At 50.9% G+C, this 23661-nt stretch carries 33 protein-coding genes and 1 tRNA gene; 30 read left to right on the top strand and 4 right to left on the bottom strand.

The genetic code is table 11. From position 1 onward, the window contains the following. Positions 1-130 precede the first annotated feature (130 nt). From GVK32_RS05005 to GVK32_RS04995, 3 genes are all read right to left on the bottom strand, one after another. Complete coding sequence (locus tag GVK32_RS05005; RefSeq protein WP_159872845.1) at positions 131-958, bottom strand: YfdQ family protein; 828 nt, start codon at positions 956-958, stop codon at positions 131-133. A 46-nt stretch (positions 959-1004) separates the two neighbouring features. Further along, positions 1005-1376: a hypothetical protein gene (locus GVK32_RS05000; protein ID WP_041937773.1), complete on the bottom strand. Its 372-nt coding sequence runs from the start codon at positions 1374-1376 to the stop codon at positions 1005-1007. A 1292-nt stretch (positions 1377-2668) separates the two neighbouring features. After that, complete coding sequence (locus GVK32_RS04995; RefSeq protein WP_134905138.1) at positions 2669-3295, bottom strand: LexA family transcriptional regulator; 627 nt, start codon at positions 3293-3295, stop codon at positions 2669-2671. 100 nt (positions 3296-3395) lie between these two features. On the opposite strand from GVK32_RS04995, the gene GVK32_RS04990 reads away from it, so the two are divergent. From GVK32_RS04990 to GVK32_RS04930, 13 genes are all read left to right on the top strand, one after another. Continuing rightward, complete coding sequence (locus GVK32_RS04990) at positions 3396-3605, top strand: Cro/CI family transcriptional regulator (RefSeq protein ID WP_087730922.1); 210 nt, start codon at positions 3396-3398, stop codon at positions 3603-3605. A 28-nt stretch (positions 3606-3633) separates the two neighbouring features. Beyond that, on the top strand, positions 3634-4185 hold the full coding sequence (locus GVK32_RS04985; protein ID WP_159872847.1) for a YmfL family putative regulatory protein: 552 nt from the start codon (positions 3634-3636) through the stop codon (positions 4183-4185). 172 nt (positions 4186-4357) lie between these two features. Beyond that, entirely contained in the window at positions 4358-4537 is a 180-nt protein-coding gene (locus GVK32_RS04980; protein ID WP_087730925.1) for a DUF4222 domain-containing protein, read from the top strand. Beyond that, positions 4527-5438: a conserved phage C-terminal domain-containing protein gene (locus GVK32_RS04975; protein WP_159872849.1), complete on the top strand. Its 912-nt coding sequence runs from the start codon at positions 4527-4529 to the stop codon at positions 5436-5438. The genes GVK32_RS04980 and GVK32_RS04975 overlap by 11 nt, the downstream gene beginning before the upstream one ends. Next, the gene (locus GVK32_RS04970) at positions 5435-5896 is read left to right on the top strand and encodes a hypothetical protein (RefSeq protein ID WP_143967412.1); all 462 of its coding nucleotides are present in this window, start codon (positions 5435-5437) and stop codon (positions 5894-5896) included. Before GVK32_RS04975 ends, GVK32_RS04970 begins: the two co-directional genes overlap by 4 nt. A gap of 190 nt (positions 5897-6086) precedes the next feature. Continuing rightward, a complete protein-coding gene (locus GVK32_RS04965) occupies positions 6087-6998 on the top strand; it encodes a phage N-6-adenine-methyltransferase (RefSeq protein ID WP_159872892.1) in 912 nt (303 codons plus the stop codon). Continuing rightward, the gene (locus GVK32_RS04960; protein ID WP_159872851.1) at positions 6986-9073 is read left to right on the top strand and encodes a DNA cytosine methyltransferase; all 2088 of its coding nucleotides are present in this window, start codon (positions 6986-6988) and stop codon (positions 9071-9073) included. Before GVK32_RS04965 ends, GVK32_RS04960 begins: the two co-directional genes overlap by 13 nt. Beyond that, positions 9070-9546 (top strand): SOS-response repressor and protease LexA, encoded by a 477-nt coding sequence (locus GVK32_RS04955; protein ID WP_159872853.1) that lies wholly within the window; start codon positions 9070-9072, stop codon positions 9544-9546. Before GVK32_RS04960 ends, GVK32_RS04955 begins: the two co-directional genes overlap by 4 nt. Beyond that, complete coding sequence (locus GVK32_RS04950) at positions 9543-9941, top strand: RusA family crossover junction endodeoxyribonuclease (protein WP_159872855.1); 399 nt, start codon at positions 9543-9545, stop codon at positions 9939-9941. The genes GVK32_RS04955 and GVK32_RS04950 overlap by 4 nt, the downstream gene beginning before the upstream one ends. Before the next feature lie 89 nt (positions 9942-10030). Further along, the gene (locus GVK32_RS04945; RefSeq protein ID WP_087730931.1) at positions 10031-10861 is read left to right on the top strand and encodes a KilA-N domain-containing protein; all 831 of its coding nucleotides are present in this window, start codon (positions 10031-10033) and stop codon (positions 10859-10861) included. Positions 10862-10871: 10 nt separating this feature from the next. Further along, a complete protein-coding gene (locus tag GVK32_RS04940; protein ID WP_159872858.1) occupies positions 10872-11396 on the top strand; it encodes a hypothetical protein in 525 nt (174 codons plus the stop codon). Positions 11397-11404: 8 nt separating this feature from the next. Beyond that, positions 11405-12466: a DUF968 domain-containing protein gene (locus GVK32_RS04935; protein WP_159872860.1), complete on the top strand. Its 1062-nt coding sequence runs from the start codon at positions 11405-11407 to the stop codon at positions 12464-12466. A gap of 17 nt (positions 12467-12483) precedes the next feature. After that, a complete protein-coding gene (locus GVK32_RS04930; protein ID WP_159872862.1) occupies positions 12484-12849 on the top strand; it encodes an antiterminator Q family protein in 366 nt (121 codons plus the stop codon). Positions 12850-12900: 51 nt separating this feature from the next. On the opposite strand, the gene GVK32_RS04925 is transcribed toward GVK32_RS04930, so the two are convergent. Beyond that, complete coding sequence (locus tag GVK32_RS04925) at positions 12901-13722, bottom strand: hypothetical protein (protein WP_159872864.1); 822 nt, start codon at positions 13720-13722, stop codon at positions 12901-12903. Positions 13723-13899: 177 nt separating this feature from the next. On the opposite strand from GVK32_RS04925, the gene GVK32_RS04920 reads away from it, so the two are divergent. The 17 genes from GVK32_RS04920 to GVK32_RS04845 all read left to right on the top strand — a co-directional run bounded on the left by GVK32_RS04920 (position 13900) and on the right by GVK32_RS04845 (position 23563). Beyond that, positions 13900-14226, top strand: a complete 327-nt coding sequence (locus GVK32_RS04920) for a hypothetical protein (protein WP_159872866.1) — start codon at positions 13900-13902, stop codon at positions 14224-14226. A 235-nt stretch (positions 14227-14461) separates the two neighbouring features. Next, positions 14462-14537, top strand: a tRNA-Thr gene (locus GVK32_RS04915). A gap of 585 nt (positions 14538-15122) precedes the next feature. Further along, the gene (locus GVK32_RS04910; protein WP_200842832.1) at positions 15123-15968 is read left to right on the top strand and encodes a TAXI family TRAP transporter solute-binding subunit; all 846 of its coding nucleotides are present in this window, start codon (positions 15123-15125) and stop codon (positions 15966-15968) included. Between the two features lie 2 nt (positions 15969-15970). Further along, on the top strand, positions 15971-16123 hold the full coding sequence (locus GVK32_RS28835) for a hypothetical protein (protein ID WP_200842831.1): 153 nt from the start codon (positions 15971-15973) through the stop codon (positions 16121-16123). Between the two features lie 94 nt (positions 16124-16217). After that, entirely contained in the window at positions 16218-16475 is a 258-nt protein-coding gene (locus GVK32_RS04905; protein ID WP_159872868.1) for a DNA polymerase III subunit theta, read from the top strand. Between the two features lie 145 nt (positions 16476-16620). Then, the gene (locus GVK32_RS04900; RefSeq protein ID WP_085332263.1) at positions 16621-17016 is read left to right on the top strand and encodes a phage holin family protein; all 396 of its coding nucleotides are present in this window, start codon (positions 16621-16623) and stop codon (positions 17014-17016) included. Beyond that, the gene (locus GVK32_RS04895; protein ID WP_159872870.1) at positions 17003-17284 is read left to right on the top strand and encodes a phage holin family protein; all 282 of its coding nucleotides are present in this window, start codon (positions 17003-17005) and stop codon (positions 17282-17284) included. The genes GVK32_RS04900 and GVK32_RS04895 overlap by 14 nt, the downstream gene beginning before the upstream one ends. Further along, positions 17284-17913, top strand: coding sequence for a glycoside hydrolase family 19 protein (locus GVK32_RS04890; protein WP_159872872.1), 630 nt, complete (start codon positions 17284-17286; stop codon positions 17911-17913). The genes GVK32_RS04895 and GVK32_RS04890 overlap by 1 nt, the downstream gene beginning before the upstream one ends. A gap of 1 nt (position 17914) precedes the next feature. Next, positions 17915-18151 carry a hypothetical protein gene (locus tag GVK32_RS04885; RefSeq protein WP_159872874.1) on the top strand — a complete coding sequence of 79 codons (237 nt, stop codon included), beginning with the start codon at positions 17915-17917 and terminating at the stop codon, positions 18149-18151. Further along, entirely contained in the window at positions 18148-18420 is a 273-nt protein-coding gene (locus GVK32_RS04880; protein WP_159872876.1) for a hypothetical protein, read from the top strand. The genes GVK32_RS04885 and GVK32_RS04880 overlap by 4 nt, the downstream gene beginning before the upstream one ends. 617 nt (positions 18421-19037) lie before the next feature. Then, complete coding sequence (locus GVK32_RS29045) at positions 19038-19592, top strand: hypothetical protein (protein ID WP_227697889.1); 555 nt, start codon at positions 19038-19040, stop codon at positions 19590-19592. 129 nt (positions 19593-19721) lie between these two features. Continuing rightward, positions 19722-19967, top strand: a complete 246-nt coding sequence (locus GVK32_RS04870) for a DUF2560 family protein (RefSeq protein WP_159872878.1) — start codon at positions 19722-19724, stop codon at positions 19965-19967. Between the two features lie 262 nt (positions 19968-20229). Further along, a complete protein-coding gene (locus GVK32_RS04865) occupies positions 20230-20655 on the top strand; it encodes a hypothetical protein (protein WP_159872880.1) in 426 nt (141 codons plus the stop codon). Between the two features lie 157 nt (positions 20656-20812). Continuing rightward, entirely contained in the window at positions 20813-21160 is a 348-nt protein-coding gene (locus GVK32_RS04860) for a hypothetical protein (protein WP_159872882.1), read from the top strand. 3 nt (positions 21161-21163) lie between these two features. Beyond that, positions 21164-22621 carry a glycosyltransferase family 2 protein gene (locus GVK32_RS04855; RefSeq protein ID WP_159872884.1) on the top strand — a complete coding sequence of 486 codons (1458 nt, stop codon included), beginning with the start codon at positions 21164-21166 and terminating at the stop codon, positions 22619-22621. Further along, entirely contained in the window at positions 22606-23202 is a 597-nt protein-coding gene (locus tag GVK32_RS04850) for a hypothetical protein (RefSeq protein WP_159872886.1), read from the top strand. The genes GVK32_RS04855 and GVK32_RS04850 overlap by 16 nt, the downstream gene beginning before the upstream one ends. Then, a complete protein-coding gene (locus tag GVK32_RS04845; protein ID WP_159872888.1) occupies positions 23195-23563 on the top strand; it encodes an HNH endonuclease in 369 nt (122 codons plus the stop codon). Before GVK32_RS04850 ends, GVK32_RS04845 begins: the two co-directional genes overlap by 8 nt. The last annotated feature ends 98 nt before the right edge of the window (positions 23564-23661 follow it).

Genomic DNA, 23661 nt, shown 5'->3' with positions numbered 1-23661 from the left:
ACTTTACGCCTGCACAGCGCTGATTTTTGGGTATAAAAATCCCTCGCCAGTTGGCGATAAATAAAGGGATTACGCTTCAATAAATCCCCGCCGCAGCGGAGATTTAAGGCTGAGTAATTCAGTTTTAAAATTAGGCTTTAAAATTACCGATAAAGGTATCTACCGGTTTTTTATCGAACTGAGCGACCAACAAATCGCGGAATTCGTTAGCCATTTCTTCTTCCTGCGCTTCGAGTTGAACGATCCGCAGCACAAATACTGGTTCGCCACTTTTAAGTAGGCTGTTACGAAGACTAAAGCGGCGTTCGCCCAGGCCTTCGTAAGGGATGCACTTAAATTCGAACGCGACCGGCATTACATCTTTGCTGCTCGCTTCAACACTTTGCATCAGAGATTTTCTACCTGCGAAATCACTATCTTCGTGGTCGGCCTGATTAGTCTGCTGGATAGTCACCCGACGAACAGCCTGTGCAGCTTTGGAGATATCCATAGTTGCCCCTTCGGCATCGAAAGCGAGCAAGAAATCGCTCCAGTCTTCGAGCCATTCGGCAATTTGTTTCTGGCTCAGGCGATCGCCATTGATAGCGAGCAACGCCCGGAAAGGTGCTGTTTTTTTGAGGCGGATAGACGCTACGTTGTCTGCATGTCCAGGTTCGTCCAGGGAACCGATGTTAAACACAGCACGGGCTGACATACTTTCTGCGTCGATGAAACAGCGGGCTGGGGTATCAGTAACTGCATAGCCAACTGAATAACGAACGAAATCGGCAATGCTGGTTGTTTCCAGGGCACCACGGAAGCGGAAGCGGTTGAGGTTAAAGCGCTCAAGGCTTTCGATACCGTACCCGGACGGCAACATAACCGTAGGGCATTGGGTAACTTGCAGCTCCTGGGTGTGGACAGCAGCAAGAGTTAGCTCCTGAATTTTCTCGATAGCGTCGCCGTTTAATTGTGACATAGGTTTTCCTTAAAGATTTACGGTTAAAGAACTGGTCGGTTGCGGCTTACTTAGCCGCCCGTAGCTTTCCATCAGGATCGCCAGCGAGGTTAAACAGGTTGCCCTGATCTTCCTGCAGGATCGTGAGCTTCCCGCCTTTGTTGACCCACATTGGTGTTTCGGTGGTGTCCTCTTCGGACGCTTTGCCGCGTGGGGTAGGGGTGCTGTAATTCAGGCGATGCTTAATCTTGACGCGCTTCTCTTCAACGGAGTTGCCCATACGCTCAAAATCAAAGGTGAGGACTACTTTGCCTTTATTGCCGTTGTTCAGAACGCCGAGCGCGGTGGTATTGAGCGCCGCCGCAATCTTATTCATGAACACGCCGGCATCGAGCTCGCCCAGGAAATCGGGCACGACTGTCATGCGATCATTACTCATGGTTTTTTACCCTCATGAAAGGCGGCTGCAACCGCCGGAATTTTCTCCATACACAACACAGAAGAGCATCTGCGGTTAGCAGCCGCCCGGGTGGATTGGGTTATGAGCCCGTCGCCCGGTGATGCTCTTTTGTCTTGTGTAAAAAGGGCGGTTACCCATCAGAACGTTATCCTCTTCCTCCTTTGGGTAGTGGAAAACTGGATAACCGCCAAGACTACACACAGCACAGTTAACTAGGTTGTGGCGGTGGTGCCTCCACCTGCCGGGTTAAGCCATAACCGGCGACGTACACTGCCCGGAAACGTACTCAAAGAACGGGTTGGCTCGTCACGTGCGCATAGCCGCAGTTACCACAACGAAGAGGACACTCTATGTGCAACAGGATCCGAAATTAGGAAGCGCTTAGTGAGATACGGTTCCCCAATCTCACGAACGGCGTCGGCCTTAAGTTGCCTTTCGTAGCCTTATTCTGTGCGGTTTTCGCGACCGACGCGGAGTGCCCTCATCGTTGTGCGCTATGGCGACGGGATTCGAACCCGCACATTTGAGCTACGCCACAACGGTAAGAGCACTGCCGCCACCCCTTGCGGGATAACCCGTCTGTCTGCCTGGCGGTAGGGCGTTTCCTGGCATCTTCAGTGCTCTTTCCTGTTGTGTCCCCGTCTCTTCCGGGGTGTCACACCGTATCGCCACGATGGTGGATCGCTGTCGTGCATACCGACACTGACTTGCACATTCCGGTTGTCCTGAGAGCGCATGGATCAAGGGACTCTCAGGCCGCTGACGCTGCATGTGCCATACAACGGTTGCGAATATTGCCGTTCACAACTGGAAGCGCACTCCTTCAGTAACAAACCAGTCCCCACGACCGATGGAAGATGGAGTGCGCTTTCATGTTGGGCCCTGAAAAAAACTGGCGGTTACCGCGGACAATAGGGAAAACACGGGCCGCCAGAACAGGGTTTACTACAGGCTTAGTTATCAACTACAGGTGGTTTCGGGCGGGGTGCTGGTGATGAGTCAGCAACCCTACGGTTTCCTTCCCCGGCACTGGGGGTTAGCCAGTTCCGCTTAGCCGGTGTGAGCTTTGGTTCTGGGCATCACCCCAGACTTAACCCCTCCCGAAACAACCTGTCAGCGAATCATCCGGTTATTCATACGCCACCGGCGGCTACTTCGTGGGCGTCCTGCCTGTTCGCTGTTGATGAATAAAATCTAACTTAACTTAGTATTATGGTCAAGAGAAAACACCAAACATTTCTTAGCTTGGTGTTGGGTGGGGTTAATTATGATTAGAGTTCGTACTGAACGCCTTTCACTACACCTATGATGATGCAGTTGCCATTAATAGCGATATTGGGGTAGCGAGGATTTAGTGGGACGAGGAATTTTTGTGAACCATCGATAACCAGTTTTTTTACTGTTGCTTCATTGGTGCCATCGATACGGGCAACAACAATCTTACCATGCCGGGGTTCGATGTCAGGGTCAACTATCACTGTCGCGCCCTCAGGTATGGTTGGTAAGCCATTGGGGTTAGTCATTGAGTCACCCTTAACTTCGAGCGCGAAGGAGTTATCACCTATCCGCAATGAGGTTTCGACCCATTTATCTGCATCATGAAGTACATCTTCAGCTTTAGATTCTGTAAATAATCCAGCCTGTACCCATGAAATTACAGGTACTCTTCGCATTTTAGTAATCAGATTACCTTCAAATTCTGTACCGTAGAGAATGTAATCTATTGATGTATTGAAAAATTTAGCAAGTTTCGATAATGACTCGCCGCCTGGAACGTTGACATCTTTTTCCCAATACCCCACCGCAACATCACTAACACCACAAAATTTACCGAGTTCCTTTTGTGAGGTTTTGGTGATCCGCCTTAGTGATTTTATTCGTTGTCCGACTGTTTCCATTAGCACACCAGTAGTCAATTAAGCTAAGCAATCTTAGTTTTTATTGACCTAAGATGGATTGGTAATTATTATCTAATTTAACTTAGTGAAAGGAGCCGTTATGACCACCGATGATGTTGAAAAGTACTTTGGAAACGCTGAGAAGGTAGCCGAGTTCTTCGGCATATCTAGCGAAGCTGTTTATCAGTGGCGGAACAGACCTGGACGCTTGATCCCAAAAGGGAGGGCTGCTGAAGCCGCTTACCGCACCGCTGGGAAACTAGTTTTCCAGCCAGAGCTATATCGCAAGCCTAAAGAACAAAGCGTTTGAAAGAAACCACAGAGATAGGGGGTAAGCCGTGGGTATAGAACCTGAATGGAAAGTTGATAAGCAGCCTGCCTGGCTGGTGGCTGCGATCAAAAAAACGATCACTGATTTGGACGGAGGCTATGTAGAAGCAGCTGAATGGCTTGGTGTTACTGAAAACGCATTGTTTAACCGCTTACGGACCGATGGTGATCAGATTTTCCCTCTCGGCTGGGCAATGGTCCTGCAGCGGGCTGGTGGGTCAAATCATATTGCCAATGCGATAGCGCGCCACTCGAGCGGGGTCTTTGTACCACTGGCAGATATTGATGATGTGGACAACGCCGATATTAACCAGCGCCTGATGGAGTCTATCGAGTGGATCGGAAAGCACTCGCAGTATCTCCGTAAAGCTACAGCTGACGGTGTTATTGACCAGGCCGAACGCGAGCAGATTGAGGAGAACAGCTATCAGGTGATGGCGAAATGGCAGGAACATCTGACGTTGCTTTTCCGCGTCTTCTGTCAGCCAGAAAAGAGTGACGCCCGCGAGTGTGCAGCTCCGGGCGTCGTGGCAGATAAATCAACGTGTATGGAGAAATGATCCGCATGAGCAATTTAATCGTAAATCTTCACTTACCGCAACTACGGATGTACCCGGTCCCGGGTGTTTCGTCGTTTCGGTATGAGCGCATGGTAGGCGGAAAGTGGGTCGAATGTAACCACAGTAGGGCGCGTGGAGTTGTGGGGGTCTTTAACCGGAGGGCTAGGGCGTTATGCGAGAAGTTAACCGGAAGTTCAAAGACCACTACGGTAAGCCCGTCAAGGTCATCCGCTGGGAGCCAGAAACGCAGCGTGTCATCTTCCTGCGAGAAGGGTATCCCCATGAGTGCTTTAGCCCACTCGATCAGTTCAAACGCAAGTTCAGGGAAGTAGAGGGCAGCCATGAGCAGTAAATTGCACGGTCTGGTCTGGGAAGCATGTGCTTTCAAGGGCCTGATCATATCCGAAATAGCGGTCATGGCCCGCCTGGCTGACTTCAGTAACGATGAAGGCGTGTCCTGGCCAGCGGTAACGACAATTCAGCGCCAGATCGGTGCTAAGAGTGAGAACACCGTACGCAGTGCTATTAAAAAACTGGAAGCAAAAGGGTGGCTGAAGAAACAAGAGCGCCGGGTTGGTGGGAAGAATAACTCGAACGTCTACAAACTCAACGTAGACATGCTGGAGCGTGCAGCTGCAGAGGCAAAAATTTTCTATTCGCCTCCTAAGGAACAATCAAAATTTGAGGCCTCAGAAATTGAGGGTTCAAAATTTGAAGGGTCAAAATCTGAGGCCTCAAATAATGGGTCTGCACCCCCTCAAATATTGCGGGGGGACCCCTCAATGGTTGAAGGCGATCCGTCATTAGATCCGTCATTAGATCCGTCATCTAAAAAACCTTCTTGTCGGGTTCCTGCGGATCCCGACGATAAGTCGGATCCTGAAGTGGTTATTACCGATCATGCGATCGAAGTTCTGGCCCACCTGAACCTAGTCAGCGGTTCCCGTTTCCAGAAATCAAAATCCTCCCTGGAAAACATCCGTGCCCGTCTACGCGATGGACATGCCGTCAGCGACCTGAAACTGGTAATCGACCTGAAGCATGAGCACTGGCATGAAAACGACGAGCAATACCAGTACATGCGACCTGAGACGCTCTTTGGCCCAAAAAAATTCGAAGGCTATCTGCAAAGCGCTATCCGCTGGGATGCTAAAGGCCGGCCGCCAAGAGAGGCATGGGACAAAAACAAGCCACGAGATATCAATTCAGTTAGTCCGGTACAAAACACAATTCCAGCGGGGTTCCGGGGATGATTATTGCGAAATCGGCATTTGAGTTTATCGAGAAAAACCCAGGGGTGATGATGCGGGATATCATTGCAGCATTCCCTCAGTGCAACCCCATGTCTGTGAAGAACGCGGTACACCGCCTGTATTACGAGGGCCGTCTGGCGAGCGCCCAAACGTCGAGTGTATTTCGTTATCGTGTCGCCGGTAACCCTGACGGAAATGATCAAAATCAGCCAGAGGATACCTCAGAAGCAATGCGCAATCTGGAACTGGTGGCGAGGAGCCTGGAAAGCCGGCGCTACTTCCGCCGGGCGGCAACGGTCTGGCAGCAGCTGTGCGATTCAAACTGCAGCGTTAAATCCAGAGAGCGTTATATGCGGATGAAAAATCAGTGTGTACGCAATGCCAAAAGTGGGATGAATTCCAGCGGAATTTCTATGCCGGCAGGTAATTACTGCGGAGGTGACCTGTGCTCCGATTGATTCGTGCTTTCCGGCGCTGGCACTGCCTGCACAATTGGCGCTGTTGGTGGCAAGACGATGCATTATTCCGGCGTAAACATGCACTTCTGACAGCTGATTTGTTCAATTTTGAGCAGCGTTATCATTTTTTACGGCTAATGGTCTCAGCCGAACAGCAGAGGGGGAAACTGTGAATCTTGATACTGAAGAAATGGTGACGACAGAAGAGCCATCAATCTCCCTATACTGCCAGGCGCTTAATGATCTGCGCAAAATGCCTTTCCACAAACTGAAATGGGTCGGTGACCAGTGGCGCTCGCCGGAGGAGCTGTACTTGGGTATAAACGCGCTGTTTGGGCCGTTTGTCCTGGATCTGTTTGCCGAGGATGACAACGCCAAGTGCCCGGCATGGTACACCTCTGAAATTAATGCGCTGACACAGGACTGGTCAGAGCGCCTGAAAGAACTCGGCGGCGCGGCCTTTGCAAATCCTCCCTATAGCCGATCTCAATACCATGAAAACCAGGCTGTTACCGGAATGAGAAACATCATGGCCCACACGTTAGCAATGCGTGAATTGGGCGGTCGGTATGTTTTCCTGATCAAGGCGGCGACTGGTGAAGTTTGGTGGCCCGAAGGCGCAGATCATATCGCGTTTATCCGTGGCCGGATCAGCTTCGATCTGCCTGACTGGTACAGGCCGGAAAAAGGTCAGCCGTCTGAATCATCTGCTGGGTTTGGGGCGGCGATCGCCGTGTTTGATAAAAACTGGAGCGGCAAGAAATTTAGTTATGTCAGTCGCTCAGATCTAGAGGCTAAGGGCCGGGCATTTATGGCGCTGGCTGAGTTTGCTTACGGGAAAAAACGTGTAGTGGCAGAAGCGCCAGTCGTTAAGACGGAGATCTGCGTTTTTCCGGAAACCGAATCCAGGACCTGGCCGCTGGAGGTGAATTTGATATTTCAACGAATTGCAGGGGCTGACGAGCTGACAGAGTCGCAGCAGAACAAACTGAAATCCCACGTCAACATCCTCTGGCTGGAACGAACTCCTGCAGACGAAATTATAGCTACTGCCGGCACCCTGATGGAAAGCATGCAGGGGGGTGAGCCATGCGTGAGCTGATTGTTGATAATTTTGCTGGCGGCGGCGGGGCATCAACCGGGATCGAAATGGCGATCGGGCGCAGCGTTGATATTGCCATTAACCACGACGAGAACGCCGTGGCCATGCACCGCACTAACCATCCTGACACATTGCACTATTGCGAAAGCGTGTTTGATGTTTCTCCTGCTGCTGCCACCACCGGTAAACCTGTAGGTCTCGCCTGGTTTTCGCCAGATTGCCGCCATTTCTCGAAGGCTAAAGGGGCTAAGCCTGTAGAAAAAGCCATCCGTGGGCTGGCGTGGATTGTCATTCGTTGGGCCATGGATGTTGGCCCGCGGGTTATGATGTTGGAGAACGTGGAGGAGTTCAAAACGTGGGGCCCGCTGCTGGCGGCGGAAATGCGCCCTGACCCTGCGCGCGTTGGCGAAACATTAAAGGCATTCGTCGGCATGCTGACAACCGGCATTCCTGCAGATCATCCCGCGCTGGTGGAGTGCTGCGAATTTCTGGAACTCTCGCCGGAAAGCAAACAGGCCCAGCGGCTGGTTGCCGGGCTTGGCTACGATCTGGATTGCCGTGAACTGCGCGCATCTGACCTCGGAACCCCAACTATCCGGAAACGATTCTTCATGGTGATGCGTCGTGATGACCAGCCTATTGTCTGGCCGGAGGCTACACACGGGGATCCGAAATCGCCGGCGGTGCAGGCAGGCAAGCTGGCGCCGTTTCGTACCGCGGCGGAATGCATCGACTGGACTATTTCCGCGCGGTCGATATTCGACCGCAAAAAGCCGTTGGCAGAGAATACGCTCAAACGCATAGCCCGCGGCATTCAGCGCTTCGTTATCGACAGCGCGGATCCATTCATTGTGAAATGCAACCACACAACCACCCGTGGCAAATACGACTGTTTTCGGGGGCAGGCACTGGCCGATCCTCTACAGACGATTACCAAAACTCATGGGTACGCAATCGCGGTACCTCACCTGACAAAATTCCGCACCGGTGCCACCGGGCAGCCAGTTACCGACCCGGTACCTACGGTGACCGCCGGCACGTCAAAACGCCCGGGTGGGAATGGTCATGCACTGGGTGTCGTTGAAGCTGAACTGGCGCCGTTCCTGGCCGGAAATGGTGGCAGCGAGTACCAGGCTAAGCCACGGCCACTGGATAAACCTGCTCACACCATCCTGAAAGAGTCCCGCGCCTGTATCGTTGCGCCGGTCATTGCGCGCCAGTTTGGCGCAAGCATCGGTCATCGCGCCGACGAGCCCAGTGCAACAATCACCGCCGGCGGCGGCGGTAAATCGCAACTGGTTGTGCCGACGTTGATTCAGATGGGATACGGAGAACGACCAGGGCAGGCACCTCGCGTGCCAGGGCTGGACAAACCGCTGGGTACCGTTGTTGCTGGTGGCGGAAAGCATGCTGTTGTCGGGGCGTTCCTGGCTAAACACTACGGCGGGAATTATCAGGGCGCCGGCGTAGGACTGGGTGAGCCCGCCCACTCGGTGACGACGATTGATCATCATGCACTGGTTACAGCCCAGGTTGTTGGCGTTGGTGGGCGAGCAGGGCAGAGCCGCCCGCGTGATGTTAGCGAGCCGCTGCAGACAATGACCACTAAAGCCGATGCCGCAATAGTCTCATCCCACCTGGTCAAACTGCGTGGGACCTGTCGTGATGGTCAGCGCGCTGACGAGCCGATGCCGACAATTACCGCCGGGGGCCAGCATGTTGGAGAGGTTAAAACGACACTGGCGGTCGAGGACTACGACGAAGAGCGCGCTCAGCAGGTGCTGGCATTTCTGCGGGAATACTGCGGGGAGGACAGCACCGGGCTGGTGGATATTGACGGCGTTACGTTCCGAATTGTTGATATCGGGATGCGCATGCTGCAACCGCATGAGCTCTATCGCGCGCAGGGCTTCCCTGAGTGGTACATCATCGACCGGGACTACCGCGGCGTGAAGTATTCGAAGGACAAGCAGGTTGCGCGCTGCGGAAACGCCGTGCCGCCGCCGTTCGCTGAGGCGCTGGTTAGGACCAATCTGCCAGAAATGTGCGTTAACAAACAGGAGCGGGCAGCATGATGAAGTTAACTCTCAGGCAACAGGAGGTTCTGAACCTCCTGATCGAGTACCAACGTAAGCATGGTTTCCCGCCTACCACCTACGAACTGACCGGCATGTTGGGGTGCCGGTCCCCCAATGCGGCGGCAACCCACCTCAAGGCACTGGAGAGAAAAGGGGCCATCAAGATTACCCGCGGGGTTTCCCGCGGTATCAGCATCACTACTTCGCTTTTAACCAGGGAGGTTTCAGTTAACCTCAACAGCATCGTAAAGGTGAAGTTGAATGATATCGCCCTGAGATTTATGCAAGTCCAACACGATGAAAATCGTGCTCGTGCGCCAGGAATATTTGGTGAATTTGAGCCGCCGGCGACTGACGAAAATGGCTATTCGTCAATGACCCTATGGAGCCTCATGTCAGACCTGGGGCAACTCTGCTATTGCGGTGGCGATGTGCCTTTCGAACTTAAAATGGTTCTGGAGGAACGATGAAATTTTTTCTTCCTTTTCCGCCCAGCGTCAATACCTACTGGAGATCCCCAAATAAGGGGGCTGCAAAAGGTAAGCATCTGGTCAGCGCCGCCGGGCGTAAATTCAAACATGCTGTACGTTCAGCGGTCATTGAGCAACTGCGTGCAATACCTAAACCATCAACCGTGCCAGCAGCTGTAGAAATTATTCTTTACCCACCGGATTACCGCCGGCGTGACCTGGATAATTACAACAAGGCCCTGCTTGATGCTTTGACCTATGCCGGTATCTGGGAGGATGACAACCAGGTAAAACGGATGGTTATTGAGTGGGGTGAAAATGTTAAGGGAGGGCGGGTAGAAATCACCATATCAGCGTATAAAAAAACGCTGGATGTTTGTTCAGTGGTAGGTTGAAGTCTATGCAACTTAGCATTAATCTCAAGGTGTGCAAACGAAACGGGCGTGCAGGCCCTTCGTCACATAAAAAATGTATGGAGAAAGCTATGACTAACCACGTCATGGGTGCTGCTGCATCCAATAATCACTCTTTTTTTGTCATTGATGGTATTTCTGTTCGTCGTGATGTCCTTGGTCGTTATTGCCTAAATGATCTCCATCGAGCATCCGGCTCCCTTGATCGCCACAAGCCCGCATTTTGGCTCCGCAACGAACAAACAGCTCAATTGATAGGCGAGTTGCAAAATAGCAACTCGGATATATCAGAACCAGTAAGCGTTATCCGTGGCGGAAATGAGCAAGGTACATATGTTTGCCGTGAGTTGGTGTATGCCTACGCGATGTGGATCAGCGCTGTTTTTAATCTGAAGGTCATCAGAACGTTTGATGCGCTCCACACTGTCGGGGCAGCAACCGTCAATGCCGATCGCATCCAGGCTGGCGTAATCCTTCTTGAGTCTGCAGCCAAAATGCTCAATCTCTCCAACTCGTCAAAGCTCGGTGCATATCAGAAGCTTCAGCAGGTGGCCGGGTTGCCTGATTTAATGCCTTCATATGCCATTGATGCGCCAGCTGGTGCGCAAGACGGTTCAAGCAGGCCAACACTTTCTCTCAGCGCTTTGCTTAAAGCTAACAACATCAGAATGACCGCGAACCAGGCTTATCACCTTATGGCAGGCCACGGCATAGTCGAGCAGAAGGAGCGTCGTAGCCGAACGGGTATCAATGGCGTGAAAAGATTCTGGTCTGTTACGGCAAAAGGTTGCCTGTACGGGAAAAACATCACCAGTCCGGCGAATCCCAGGGAGACCCAGCCACATTTTTTTGAATCGAAATTCCCTGAGCTGTTGAAGCTGCTCGGTATTGTTACTCAGTAAGGGGGTGAAGATGAGAATGACACCCCCACACCTGCAACCAGTTCTCTCCCGGGTTAAGCGTTTTGTTGAAAGGCAACAAGAAGGCGCAACGTTAACTCACCTGACGCACAAAGTGGCGGCATACAGTGGGCTCAATCGCAAGGACAAAGAGACCCTGATCGAAATAATCCGGGAAAGTGGGATGCTTTGCGTGGTTGACGACGGAAGGTCTACTACTTTGCACCACCCGAAATATGGTCACAAATCTGTGGCACCTGTTATGGCGACTCCTCAGCCGACGATGGAATGCAAAATGAATAAACAGCTTGAAGTAACTCCAGAAGCATTACGTAAACAGGCTGACGCCTTGATCAAAGCGGCAGAGGAAGCGGAGAAAAAAGCCGGGGATCGTGCAGAAATTAAGAAGCAACTCGATCCCTTGAAGTTGGAAATTCTGCAGGCGTATGGGATGGCCAGCAGGAAGTTTGACGAGTTCGTTGATGCGATGGCTGAAGTTGGAAAAGCCGTGCAAAAGCTTAAAGATCTGACTGTTTAGGGGGTATTGTGCGAGCGTTACTTACTCCTGAAATTGTGCCACGCCTCGGCGTGGTTCTATTCAAGCCAGGGCGCGAGCTTATGCCTCTTTTTGCTGGCGGCCGCGTGTTGATTGAACGTCAGCCAGAAAACATGAAAGGCTTGCATACAGGCCGGATCCCTGATGCACGTCAGCCTCTTGCGCAGCTTGATATTCTTCGCTTTTTCATGAGGGATGAAAGGGTCATTAATGCTGCTGGTGGCATTAACGCGCTTGAGGCGTGGCTGATGCGTAATGTTAAACAATGCCAGTACCCGCATTCACATTATCATCACCATGAATTCGTCACTATGCGCCATCCTCCGGGCGCACTGGTTGTTTGCTGGCATTGCGATAATGAATTACGTGAACAAACGACGGAGACGCTGTCTGAGTTGGCCTACCAGAATGTAGTCCAGTGGGTAATAGATACCGTGCTGGTCGGTCTGGGATACAACAAAGAGCGCGAGTTATCTATGGCTGAGCTTTGCTGGTGGGCAGTCAAATCCGGTATTGCAGATGCGATTACAGAGACGATGGCTCAACATGCCTTAAGGCTACCCGTAGAGCCTTTTCTCCCGGTCTACAAAGAAAGCGACATCGTACCGTCATTTCCCGCGGCCGATATGCTCATGAGGCTTGTTGAACGCACCGGGTCTACAGACAACATCAGGTGCATCGATCCCCAGCTCCCGCAGGAGGTTCACAAGCCGATTCTTAGTCTTCGAATTGATCCCGAAAGCCCTGAGTCGTTTATGCTCCGCCCTAAGCGCCGGCGTTGGGAATGTCCGCAATATACCCGGTGGGTAAAAACTCAGCCATGTGAATGCTGCAGGCAACCCGCAGACGATCCACACCATATAATAGGGCATGGTCTGGGAGGTACCGCAACAAAGGCCCATGATCTCTTCGTGATACCGCTGTGCAGAGTGCATCACGATGAATTACATGCCGACGTCTCAGCATTCGAACAGAAATACGGCACTCAGTTAGAGCTGTGGGCTCGTTTTCTGGATCGGGTTATGGGTATCGGCGTCATTTTAAAAGCATGAGTGTATGGAGAATGTAAATGCGTGATATGCAACAGGTTTTAGATTTGTGGGGCGGATGGGCGGCAGCTGACAGCTCTGGTATTGATTATTCCCACATTGCAGCAGGTTTTAAGGGACTTCTTCCGCAGGGCGGCAAAACACGTTTATGCTGCACCGATGATGATGCACTAATCATAGAAGGCTGCTTGGCAAGACTTCGCGAAAAGAAACCATATGAACATAATTTGCTCGTAGCTCATTATCTGTACGGTATCTCGAAACGAAAAATAGCTAAGGCACAAAAGAAAGATGAGAAGTTGATTCGAATAGAGATACAGATGGCTGAAGGTTTTATCGATGGGTGCTTATCTATGTTAGATGTAAGACTAGATATGGACCAATAAATTAGGTAGAAAAATGAAAATCACGGCGAATTCGCCGTGATTTTATTATAATCATTCAGTTTGAAATTCAAGTCCAACAATGGATACGTTACACTTTGCTGCTAACTCATCAAATTTATCTGGATCAATTGACAATCGACTTTTTATTTTTATATTGGTTATGTCATCTATTAGGGGGTCGTTAGAAGATAATTCCATATAGTCAATGGGTAAAAAAGTGCTCAATGATTCATAAAATAATTTTATATTACTTGGATTGCCTTTTATTTTTATGCAATGGACGCCTACGATATGGTTTTTATTCCCCCTTGAATTAAGGGTATTGTTAAGGATTAGTCTTTTTTCAATATCGTCCAGTCTGTCCATTATGTACTTCTCAGCGCTCGGGGCATTAACAGATTCTTTTATTAATAATGAATCTGATACCCTATATATTGGATTGTCTGGTTCGTTATCTTCTATAGCTGAGTTGATTGCTTTGATAAATAATGGTTTGAACTCGTGTGCTCCCAGCATATCGTTTTTATAGAAAATCGTTCGTTCATCAGCAATATCAAATGGGAGGTTTGTCCCATCCTCGGCTATCGCAATAACAGGTAACCTGACCGCATGACGAACAGCAAGCTCATACATCACGTTGGGATTTAATTCTGTTAAATTAGCAATGACTAATTCATCTTTTAAAAGGTGTTCAATAACCTGTTTGGTTATTGAACCAAGAGAGGATATCTCATGGGCAACAAATACCTCGAATCCTTTCTCTTCCAGTACAGGTCTTATTACTGCATCGAGGATACCTTGGGCTTTTCTGCGTGTCGGAGAGTCCGAATTCCCTATAGGTGTAACAATAAAACATCTCGATCGGTTGAGCATGAAAATATTTTCCTTAGGATCAGCTACGTTTCAAGTATGTTATACCCCAACATAATAAAAAAAACATTACTGCGGTCCGCAATTTATGTTGTACTGTGTTAAGAGTGGTCACTTAGACACACAGCTTAATCATAAAAACCTCGCATCTGCGGGGTTTTGTCGTTTCAGGAGCCTGAAATGTGCCAGCAGATAACCGAAACATTGAGTTTCCGACCAGCAAGCGAAAAGCTAACCAAAGAACTTGATGGGCGCTGGGTCATTCTTCTGAACCCCTGTGATGGCTGGCATGTTGCCCATGTTATTGCGCTTGAGGAAGATGGCGAGGTCTATCATGTTGGCGCATATCAGTTTGCTGGGGATGAGTTTGAGCCTCACGAATTCTATATTGCATGGGCCTTATTACCGGATTCTCTGTCCCTGGCTAACAATTTTGAAGATCAGCGCCTGAGCCCTGAGATTAGGGAGGCGCGCTGGCGAGAATGGGTGGCGAAAATGAAGCAGTAAAGCGGCCAGACCGCAGCAGTCGATAGGCGGCAATAGCAGGGTAATGACTTGCTCCCGAGTCTCCGAGTAGAGAGCCAGCTTTGCATCTGGAGAGGGTTAATAAGAAAAGAAGCACCGGCGTCGCCGCGCGACAGCCAATCGCGCACTGGTTAGGGCCAACGGGGAACAGAGATGAACTGGGGTGACTGACTCAAGGGCATGAGCGCTGACCACTGCGAGAGTGTGGCAAGAATTTGCTGGTTTAGCTCAGCAGGTAGAGCGCCTGCCTTGTAAGCAGGATGTCGGCGGTTCAATTCCGTCAACCAGCACCATATACCAATGTGATGATTCTGCCGGTGTAATTCCGGCGGCGTCGGCTCCACGAAACGGAGCGCACAACAGGTAATGGCGCTTTCCCTTTTGGGGCCTGGCTTAAATGCACTGAGCGTCATTATCGTTGTGGCGAGCGAACATATCGGTTGATCCCGGCCCATAACGTAGCGATGTGCAAGCGTTGATTGACGTTAAGCAGGAGATGGGCGCCTGCCACCACAACCCAATCCCTTACCTTAGGGCTTAACCGGGCGAAAGCCGCCGGATAAACGTAACCGGCACATATAGGCAGCGGGGCCAGCGTCTGAAGCGAATCCCGATCGCGATGCGAAACCTACACGTCCCAGTTGACCGCAAAGCGACTCCAAAACAGGGCCACAATTTGAATCTGCGGCAGCTTAGGCTGGTCGCTCCGTATCAGTAAGCGGAACTAACAGGCTCGCGTTCGCGGGCCTTTTTCATATCTGCGTCCCGCCCGGCGCATAAACCTGCAGAGCTTTTCGGGGTGAGCCTTTGGAATGGTCGTGTGACTGTTCTGCAGGGCGGCCACTCCGGGCGAAGGCTCACCTCAAAAGGAAAGTCACATGAAAAAGTTAATCATGGCCGCCATCGCGGTCGCTTCGCTATGCCTGAGTAATGTTGTAGCAGCTGCGGATGTCGTTATCACCACCGGTCAACAGGGCTTAACCTACAACGCGGTTTACGGTGTAAATCTGGCCGGCGCCCTGACCGAATATGGCTACAGATCGACGGTGATCCCCAGCAAAGGCTCACTGGACAACCTCGATAAGGTCGCCAGTGGTACTGCTCAGATTGGTTTTACCCAGGCCGACGCTTACCAGTTCTGGCGCAGCCGTCACGGCAATGAAGCCCAGAAGGTGGACATTATCGGTGAGCTCGCTGATGAATGTGTTTTCGTAGCTGCTAAGAAGGGCGGCAAAGTCAGCGATGAGGGGGATTTAAAAGCTGGGGTGAAAATTGCGGTCGGCGAGCCCACCAGCGGATCGTATGCGTCCTGGCAATACCTGCAAAGCCTGGAAAAAAACTACGCGAAGGTCGAAACCTATGCGAAAGGCGGTGTGCGCTCGCTGGCGAAAGTGACTACCGGCGAATATGACGCTTTCCTCTGGGTATCCGCACCGGACAGATCGAATAAGTTTCTGGAAGCAGTTAACCAGGAGAGCAGTGGACTGATCATGATCGACATGAACGGTTGGCACGTCGACGATAAGCTGCCGAACGGTAAACCGGTCTATGAGCTCAAAAAAGCGGTAACTCAATCCGGCTGGTTGAGCGATTCGAAGGTGAAGGTACCCTGCACTAAAACGCTGGTAGTCGCCAACACAGACGCAGGTGATGAGCTGCTGGAAACCGCGTCAACCGTACTGCTAAAAAATCTCAGCCGTGTGCTGGGTGCTGATGGTAAGTGATCATGATGCGCCGGTTATGCTACTGGGCGCTGTTTGTCGTCCTATTGCTCGTTGCCTGGAGGCTGGCAGGCGTGCTGGTAGATATGGTGCTGCTAGTCATCATCATTGTGGCGCTGGTGGCCTGCCGACGCTGGCCTTTTAAAAGAAAAACCTGACAATTTGCAAAAGGCATCTGCGGGTGCCTTTGACAAAGTAAGTGTTTAACTTCCTTTGATATATAATCTCCAGAATCAAAAGAGGGGATTTTTCATGTCAAACTGGAACATTGCAGCAAAATCAAAAGAAGAGCAGGACAAAGTTAACGTCGACCTGGCCGCATCCGGCGTCGCCTACAAAGAGCGCCTGAATATGCCGGTTATAGCCGAACAGGTAGCGAGAGAGCAGCCTGAGCACCTCCGCGAGTATTTCATGGAGCGCGTGCGCTACTATCGTGAACAGAGCATTCAGCTCCCGCGGGCATCCGATCCGCGTTACATCGAGATGGCAGAGCAGAACACCAAAAAATAGGTAGTAGACCAGCCCTGCTTATTGGTTTTTCAAATCCCAGAGTTCCGTCGCTGCATATTCCTCAATTAATTTAGGGCCTGCCATTGTGCAGGCTTTTTTATTCCCCTCGCTTATGAGAGGACTCACAGCAATAAGAGGGGGCTAAATGTCCGATCCTTTAACTGGTACTGGCCTGATTTTTGGAGGTGGGTTAATTGGTTCCATCGTGTATGGCGTTATCACTCACACTGATTTTGGTGTGGTATTTGGTGCCTTCGGCGGCGCGGTGTTTTATGTGGCAACGACCGCAAACCTGACGCGAGGGAGGCAGATAGCCTACTTCATGACATCGTTTATTGTCGGTGTCCTGGCCGCTGGACTATTAGGCTCAAAATTTACTACCTGGACAGGCTATACAGACCGACCGCTAGATGCGCTCGGTGCGGTGGTGGCATCGGCTATCACCATTAAGGTCCTGACTTTCATCAACAGCCAAGACCTGAGCAGCCTGTTCGGATTACTTTCCCGATTAAGGGGAGGAGGTTCGAGTGGTAATAAATGACCCGGCTGCGCTGACCAATGCTGTGATATGTGCCGTTATTGTCTGTGCATTGATGTTTTATCAACGTCGCGGCGCCCGACATCGGCCTGGTATTTCCATTCTTGCTTACTTGCTGGTGTTGATCTACGCGAGCATCCCTTTCCAATTTATCTTCGGTCTTTACGTTCAGTCCCACTGGCTGGTGGTTCTGGCAAACATCCTTATTTGCGCCGCTGTGCTGTGGGCACGGGGTAACGTGGCGCGCCTGGTCGATACACTGAGGCACTAATGAATCAATCACAATTTCAGCAGGCGGCTGGTATCAGCGCCGGGTTAGCTGCGCGTTGGTATCCGCATATCACAGCCGCGATGAAAGAATTCGGCATTACGGCACCGGTCGACCAGGCGATGTTTATTGCTCAATGTGGGCACGAAAGCACTGGGTTCACCCAACTGGTAGAAAGCTTCAATTATAGCGTTGGTGGCCTGGCATATTTCGTAAAAGTAAAGCGGCTCACGCAAGACCAAGCCAATATGCTCGGGCGAAAATCTTACGAGAAGTCGCTACCGATCGAGCGTCAACGTGCTATCGCAAATCTCGTGTACAGCAAGCGGTTCGGCAATAAGACAGCTGGCGATGGATGGAAGTACCGGGGGCGCGGAATTATCGGGATCACCTTCCTGGATAACTACAGGAAATGCGGCACTGCGCTGAAACTGGATTTAGTCAGCAACCCTGAGCTGCTGGAGAAGGATATTAACGCAGCTCGCAGCGCAGCCTGGTTCTACGTGTCTGGCGGATGTCTCAAGTATCCCGGCGACCTGGTTCGCGTCACCCTGATTATCAACGGTGGGCAGAACGGCATTGATGACCGTAACGCCCGCTTCCTGAAAGCAAAATCGGTACTGGTGGTGTGATATGCAATTAATCGAAAACTGGCAGTCAGCCTGGAAGATGTGGTCCGTTCGCATTCTGGCTGTTCTGGCCATCGTCGCTACGTCGTGGGCCGCGGTACCGGATAGCGTAAAAGCGCTCATTCCCGATCAGTATCTGGGTTATGTCATTGGTTTCGTCTCTGTCTGCGCTGCTATCGCCCGCATCATTAAGCAGTTCAGCCTGACAGACAGTGGCACCAATACGGATCAGCAGCCATGACCACGATGGAAATCATTGTAGGTGCGATTGCTACGGTGCTGGCTCTGATATTCGGTGCATTCCATCTCGGTAAAAGCCAGGGTAAAGGTATCGCTACTGCTGAGGCCGAGAAACAGAGTGCAGAAAATATCGCCGCCGGTAATGCAGCCGTGGCAGAACGCCGGGTGGAGGCAACGAAAGGGGCCAGCGATGTACAGCAGACTGTTAATCACATGCCTGATGACGATGTTGATCGGGAGCTGCGCGAAAGCTTTACCCGCAAAACCTGAAGTCATCGACACCGCTTGTGACTGGGTGCGGATCATCTACCTGACCGACCACGATATCGATGTGCTGGATAAGCAGACCAAGCGCGACATTCTGGCGCACAACAAATCAGTGCTGGCGAACTGCCCATAACCAACCGAAAAGGCTAAGAAATGATTGCAACCATAGGAACCATTATCGTTTGGGCGCTCATTGTTGTGGGTGGCGCTGTAGGGTTGTTGTGCGCATTAATCGGGCTTATGTTCATCATCAACTTTCCCATGCGCTAACCCCACGAAGGGATAACCCAACAGCTATCCCCACCCGAGGATACAGCCATGAAGAATTAAAGCGGATAGACCGCAGTCGAAAGGCAGAGCAGCAGTAATGATGCTGCCCCGAGTCGCGTAATGGCGAGCAGGTATAGCAGACCGTTGTGAGGGTAAATAAGGGAACATGCTCCGGTAAAGAAGCGCGAATGCCAGACGCGCACTAGTTATAAGCGGCGATGATGTGGCAGCTACTCAAGGGCATGAGCGTGGCCACTCCGGGAAGTGGCAAAGCATTGCAGGAGCCATTCACCAGGTGGCGGCCCTAATATATTTTGTTAGAATAACCTCATAACTAATGTGAGGTGGATATGGATGCTAGTTATATAGCTTATGAAACGCTCGTGGCTAATCGCAATGCAGCTGAGTGGGCGTTTTGGTCAATGATTGCTGCATTTATTAGTGGCACTGCAAGCGTAGTCACTTTGATTTTTGCTTATAGAGCCCTGACAACCTGGCGAGAGCAAGAAAAAACAAAAGTAAAAATGGAGTTTAGATTTGCGATCAAACAATTAAGAGTCGCCTTGTTAAATATGCCACTAAACCTTGACCGAGATGAACTTGAGGAAGAGAGGGAGCAGGTTATTGTGAGGTGGCTTTTTAAAGATGTCGATCTCATAAGTCAGCAGATAGATGCTGGAGAGCAGAATGTGCAGAGATTTGATAACCTTCTTAGCATCTTTGACGCCTGCCAATCGTCTTGGCTTGCTACTGAGCACTTATTTGATGGGACTCAACTTGCTAGAGACTGGATAATACTCGAAGACGACTTTGAACATTATATCAATGGAGAAGGGACTAAGGCACCATTAGTGCAGTTGCTTAATAAAATAACATCTTCACGATTTGTCTTTGATTCAAAATAATCACTGCCCTGCAATTTATTTAGATATTAAAAAGGCCACCCACAGGTGGTTTTTTTAATGGCACTTCAGAAACCATTCCGAATAGTGATTTTGATAATGCTCCCCACATCGCATAGAGGTAAGACAGACATGGCAGACATCACACCAGCAGAACAAATACGCCTGAACTTGCTTTCAATCCTGAACTACGATACAGCAGCAGCTGCTAAGGCTATTGCATTCGTACAGGACAGTCAGTTGAAATATCAGATTTTCATCCAGCAGTACAACCGGGTTGTAACCGAATCGGAAGTGGTAGCTAAGACCATTAAAGCGATTCAGGAAGCAACTGAAGCGCTGGCGCTGTTTGATACCGCTGCTGAGCAGTCCAGCTAAGGCATTACAACAGGTATTCACTGAGTGCCTGTGATAATGTCAAATTGTGGTGAATGCGCAGGCTGATGCGCGCCCGCTGCGGGGTTCCCAAGAGGCCATTAAACGCAGACATAACTTGCAGCAATCCGAAAGGACTGAATGCCGGAGATCAGCACCGGTCACCACACCTAATTGAATTGTCAGTGGCTAGGGTCGCTCCCGAAAAGCGGAATCGTCACCGCCTGCCACTGATAACCTGACGAGCAACTTAGACGAGGTTGTCATGACAACGCAGCCATTCACTCACGTGAATGAAGTCCTTGCTTTTGCACCGTTGGAAGAAGGTGAACGAAGCCTCTTCTCTAAGCAAAACGTTTATCTAATTGGTAATGGTTTTGCTGAAAATAGCGAAATTCAGTGGGATTTCGTTTTGCCATGTGGAAAGGATTGGCACTTCCGACAGAAGGTTTGCCTACTCAGTGATGAATCAAGGCTAAGCGCATTTAAAGATTATATTCGGCGGATCCTGATGGATGCTTCTCGTGAAACCATGCTGGTCATGATAGATGGGAAAGCGGTTTCTGTACCTTTCCATTATGAAGCTGAAACAGGAGGAAGGATGATTAAGGTTCCTGAATTAGTGGGCGATTTTCACGATTCCACACAACTCGGTGAATCTATACCGTCATTTATCAGCGCCCGACGCTAAGTAAACATCCAAAAATCATCAAGGTCGCTAAGGCGGCCTTTTTTATTGCGCATCGCACGCGCACATCTAAGAAAGTCTTTCAGCTGTGAGCCTGGGTAAACCGTTAACTTTCGGCGGCTTTTCCGTGCGACAGGTTCACGCCTAAAAGGAAACGCACATGAAACGTGTAACGCTAAAAGAAGCCAACAAATCGCTTTGCATTGTTGTGAAAGAGACCGGATATGAACTCCATAGCGGAGCCGGATTCGCCGAATACGATGCATTTGGATGTCGTGGAAAGGTTAATGGAATCCCTGAATTCTTTCCGGATCGAATTGCAATTGATGGTGCTGCTAACCTGAGCTCTCCCGAATGCGATACAAGCGGACAAGAGTTGGTTATCAAGCTTTACCTCAATGCAACGCCTTGTCTTGAACAAATCGAAGCTATCAAAAAAGCTGTTACTGACGCTGCTGCTCGGAATTACCGAGAGGTGGCTAAGTCTGTTACCAAAAGGCCGATTTGAATTATGAGGGTCATTATCGATGGCGTTGAGTTTGTTCCAGCTTTTAATAGCTGCGCAAAAGTTGGAATTGCAATAACCACGCATCAGCGTCCCGAGGTACTGAAGAGAGCCATTGATCAGCACATGAAGCATCTACCAACTGGTGCGCTGGTGGTTGTGGTCGATGATGGTTCGAATCCTGCAGTTGATGTTCCATGCAACGTGCAACTGCTGCGGCAGAATACATCGCTCGGTATCGTTGCATCGAAGAACGCCAGCCTTAACGCGCTGATGGATGCCGGGTGCGAGCATCTTTTCCTGTGGGACGATGACGCCTGGCCCGTTGCTGATAACTGGCACATTCCGTATATCGAGTCAGCGGAGTCACATCTCGCTTATCAGTTTCTCGATCTTGCCGGCCGCAATAAGCTGAATGACCTTGCGGTGCTTTATTGTGACGATAAGCATATTGCGTATACCGGGCAGCGTGGTGTCATGTTGTATTACCACCGCAGTGCCATTGAGCGAGTGGGTGGTTTTGACCCGGTATACGGTCGTGGGATGTACGAGCATAGCGATCTGGCGCTGCGTATCCACAACGCAGGGATGACAACCTGGGCATTTGCCGATGTGGCCGGGTCAGAAAAGCTGATCCACTCTCTGGATGAACATGAAGCGGTAGAACGCTCTGTGCCAAAGCCAGAACGAGAGCAGCAGGTAAAACGAAACGTCACAATACACAATGCCCGCCGAGATGCCGGGTACACTGGATACGCTGAATATCGGCGGCAGCGTGATGCTGTAATTACCACGCTACTCACCAGCCAGCCAGACCCACAGCGCGGCACCAGAATGACTTCGACCCCTGACGTATTATCCGCTTGGGCGAACTCAATAACTGGCGCTGATGCTGTCGTGTTGGCGGACGAGTTAGCAATCCCGCCCGCTGGTGCAAAACTCGTCACCGTTCCTGACGTGCAAATGAATGTCTACTTCCGCCGCTGGCTGCACATTTACCAGCACCTGCGCGACCACCCTGAATATCGGTTTGTGTGGTGTACCGATGGAACTGATGTCGAAATGCTGCGTGCGCCGTGGGATGAAATGGAGCCGGGAAGGGTTTATGTCGGTTCAGAACCGAAGACATACGCCGACACCTGGGCAAAGCAGAATCATCCGGAGAGTATCTATCAGGAATTCATCGAACAGCACCGCAATGATGTGATGCTTAACGCTGGGCTACTGGGTGGTACCCGCGCCGATGTAATGGCGTTCGCGCATGGCATCATTCGGCTGTATTACCGCCTCGAAAGCTACCGGTTTTGGAAGAAAGAACAGGCGAATGCCGCTGTAGGGGACATGATTGCCTTTGGCGTCGTCGCTAAATCTTTTGGCGATCGGATAGTAACCGGCCCGCGCATCCACACGGTGTTTAAGTCGGATGGTGTCGGTAAGGAGTATGCCTTTTGGAAGCACAAATAAAATTTGCGGTGGTCGGGCATCACTCAAGAGAACCTCAGGCGCGAGCACTGGCCTACCAAATTGGACCGAGTGCCCACGCGATGATCGACCCTGGCAATCATGGGGCAGCATGGAATCACCGGCGTGCGCTGGAGTGGGCTGCTGAACAGGATTGCCGGGTGGTAATCATTGAGGATGACGCGATACCAGTACCGCGCTTTGTGGCCCTGATTGCTGGATGGTTAGAGCGTTTCCCTGACGCTTTATGCTCTTTCTATCTTGGCACTGGACGCCCGCCGCAGTACCAGTTGCAGATTGTTGAGCGGTTGATAGTGGCTGACAAGACCCGCGCCGATTACATCACGCTGCCGCGACTGATTCACGGCGTCTGTTATGCCGTGCCGCCGCAGCATATCGCTCGGGTGCTATCCCGCTGGGACAGCAGTAAGCCTGCTGATTATGCAGTGGGCGATGCATACGGAGGTAGCGTCCTCTATCCATGCTACTCGTTGGTTGACCATGCCGATGATGAACCGGTAGAGCGACACCCTGATGGTTCATCCCGGACTGAACGCCGTAGGGCCTGGAGGTTACATGGCTAGATTGAAGACATTACCGCCTAGGCTGAAAGCCATCGACACCCGCAGGATAAGGCCGGCATTTGGCGAGCAGAGACGTGTAAGCGGCAGCGCAAGGGTAAGCCTGAAGCGGCGCATTTATGCGCGTGACGGCGGACACTGCTGCATGTGTGTCCGTGTCGTTGACCTTCATGATAGCGAACTGGATCACCGGGTCGCCCTTCAGTTCGGCGGCGATAACGGAGAGCACAACCTCTGGACGCTCTGCATTGAATGTCATTCAGGTAAGTCAGCGCGTGAAGCCTCGACGGGCCAGCCAGATGGAGAGGCCCTGAACCATTCCATCAACGATGACGACCAGGAGCCTGGCATCGTGGTGATCTGACGTCAATTGATAATGGCTCTCAATATCATTCAAAATTGATTGAATTTGAAATCATTTCACTTGAAATGATATTGATTATCATTTGCATGGGGGGGGAG

The organism is Klebsiella sp. 18074 (assembly GCF_902705905.1).
In the GTDB taxonomy this organism is placed as follows: Bacteria; Pseudomonadota; Gammaproteobacteria; order Enterobacterales; family Enterobacteriaceae; genus Klebsiella; species Klebsiella terrigena.
The sequence above is the reverse complement of the archived record's forward strand: the minus strand, read 5'-3'. Positions and strand labels throughout refer to the sequence as shown.

Excerpts from the sequence above, each read along its gene's own strand:
- GVK32_RS05005 (WP_159872845.1), bottom strand. The coding sequence starts at position 958 with ATGTCACAATTAAACGGCGACGCTATCGAGAAAATTCAGGAGCTAACT.
- GVK32_RS05000 (WP_041937773.1), bottom strand. The coding sequence starts at position 1,376 with ATGAGTAATGATCGCATGACAGTCGTGCCCGATTTCCTGGGCGAGCTC.
- GVK32_RS04995 (WP_134905138.1), bottom strand. The coding sequence starts at position 3,295 with ATGGAAACAGTCGGACAACGAATAAAATCACTAAGGCGGATCACCAAA.
- GVK32_RS04990 (WP_087730922.1), top strand. The coding sequence starts at position 3,396 with ATGACCACCGATGATGTTGAAAAGTACTTTGGAAACGCTGAGAAGGTA.
- GVK32_RS04980 (WP_087730925.1), top strand. The coding sequence starts at position 4,358 with ATGCGAGAAGTTAACCGGAAGTTCAAAGACCACTACGGTAAGCCCGTC.
- GVK32_RS04975 (WP_159872849.1), top strand. The coding sequence starts at position 4,527 with ATGAGCAGTAAATTGCACGGTCTGGTCTGGGAAGCATGTGCTTTCAAG.
- GVK32_RS04970 (WP_143967412.1), top strand. The coding sequence starts at position 5,435 with ATGATTATTGCGAAATCGGCATTTGAGTTTATCGAGAAAAACCCAGGG.
- GVK32_RS04965 (WP_159872892.1), top strand. The coding sequence starts at position 6,087 with ATGGTGACGACAGAAGAGCCATCAATCTCCCTATACTGCCAGGCGCTT.
- GVK32_RS04960 (WP_159872851.1), top strand. The coding sequence starts at position 6,986 with ATGCGTGAGCTGATTGTTGATAATTTTGCTGGCGGCGGCGGGGCATCA.
- GVK32_RS04955 (WP_159872853.1), top strand. The coding sequence starts at position 9,070 with ATGATGAAGTTAACTCTCAGGCAACAGGAGGTTCTGAACCTCCTGATC.
- GVK32_RS04950 (WP_159872855.1), top strand. The coding sequence starts at position 9,543 with ATGAAATTTTTTCTTCCTTTTCCGCCCAGCGTCAATACCTACTGGAGA.
- GVK32_RS04945 (WP_087730931.1), top strand. The coding sequence starts at position 10,031 with ATGACTAACCACGTCATGGGTGCTGCTGCATCCAATAATCACTCTTTT.
- GVK32_RS04940 (WP_159872858.1), top strand. The coding sequence starts at position 10,872 with ATGAGAATGACACCCCCACACCTGCAACCAGTTCTCTCCCGGGTTAAG.
- GVK32_RS04930 (WP_159872862.1), top strand. The coding sequence starts at position 12,484 with ATGCGTGATATGCAACAGGTTTTAGATTTGTGGGGCGGATGGGCGGCA.
- GVK32_RS04925 (WP_159872864.1), bottom strand. The coding sequence starts at position 13,722 with ATGCTCAACCGATCGAGATGTTTTATTGTTACACCTATAGGGAATTCG.
- GVK32_RS04920 (WP_159872866.1), top strand. The coding sequence starts at position 13,900 with ATGTGCCAGCAGATAACCGAAACATTGAGTTTCCGACCAGCAAGCGAA.
- GVK32_RS04910 (WP_200842832.1), top strand. The coding sequence starts at position 15,123 with ATGAAAAAGTTAATCATGGCCGCCATCGCGGTCGCTTCGCTATGCCTG.
- GVK32_RS28835 (WP_200842831.1), top strand. The coding sequence starts at position 15,971 with ATGATGCGCCGGTTATGCTACTGGGCGCTGTTTGTCGTCCTATTGCTC.
- GVK32_RS04905 (WP_159872868.1), top strand. The coding sequence starts at position 16,218 with ATGTCAAACTGGAACATTGCAGCAAAATCAAAAGAAGAGCAGGACAAA.
- GVK32_RS04900 (WP_085332263.1), top strand. The coding sequence starts at position 16,621 with ATGTCCGATCCTTTAACTGGTACTGGCCTGATTTTTGGAGGTGGGTTA.
- GVK32_RS04890 (WP_159872872.1), top strand. The coding sequence starts at position 17,284 with ATGAATCAATCACAATTTCAGCAGGCGGCTGGTATCAGCGCCGGGTTA.
- GVK32_RS04885 (WP_159872874.1), top strand. The coding sequence starts at position 17,915 with ATGCAATTAATCGAAAACTGGCAGTCAGCCTGGAAGATGTGGTCCGTT.
- GVK32_RS04880 (WP_159872876.1), top strand. The coding sequence starts at position 18,148 with ATGACCACGATGGAAATCATTGTAGGTGCGATTGCTACGGTGCTGGCT.
- GVK32_RS29045 (WP_227697889.1), top strand. The coding sequence starts at position 19,038 with ATGGATGCTAGTTATATAGCTTATGAAACGCTCGTGGCTAATCGCAAT.
- GVK32_RS04870 (WP_159872878.1), top strand. The coding sequence starts at position 19,722 with ATGGCAGACATCACACCAGCAGAACAAATACGCCTGAACTTGCTTTCA.
- GVK32_RS04865 (WP_159872880.1), top strand. The coding sequence starts at position 20,230 with ATGACAACGCAGCCATTCACTCACGTGAATGAAGTCCTTGCTTTTGCA.
- GVK32_RS04860 (WP_159872882.1), top strand. The coding sequence starts at position 20,813 with ATGAAACGTGTAACGCTAAAAGAAGCCAACAAATCGCTTTGCATTGTT.
- GVK32_RS04855 (WP_159872884.1), top strand. The coding sequence starts at position 21,164 with ATGAGGGTCATTATCGATGGCGTTGAGTTTGTTCCAGCTTTTAATAGC.
- GVK32_RS04845 (WP_159872888.1), top strand. The coding sequence starts at position 23,195 with ATGGCTAGATTGAAGACATTACCGCCTAGGCTGAAAGCCATCGACACC.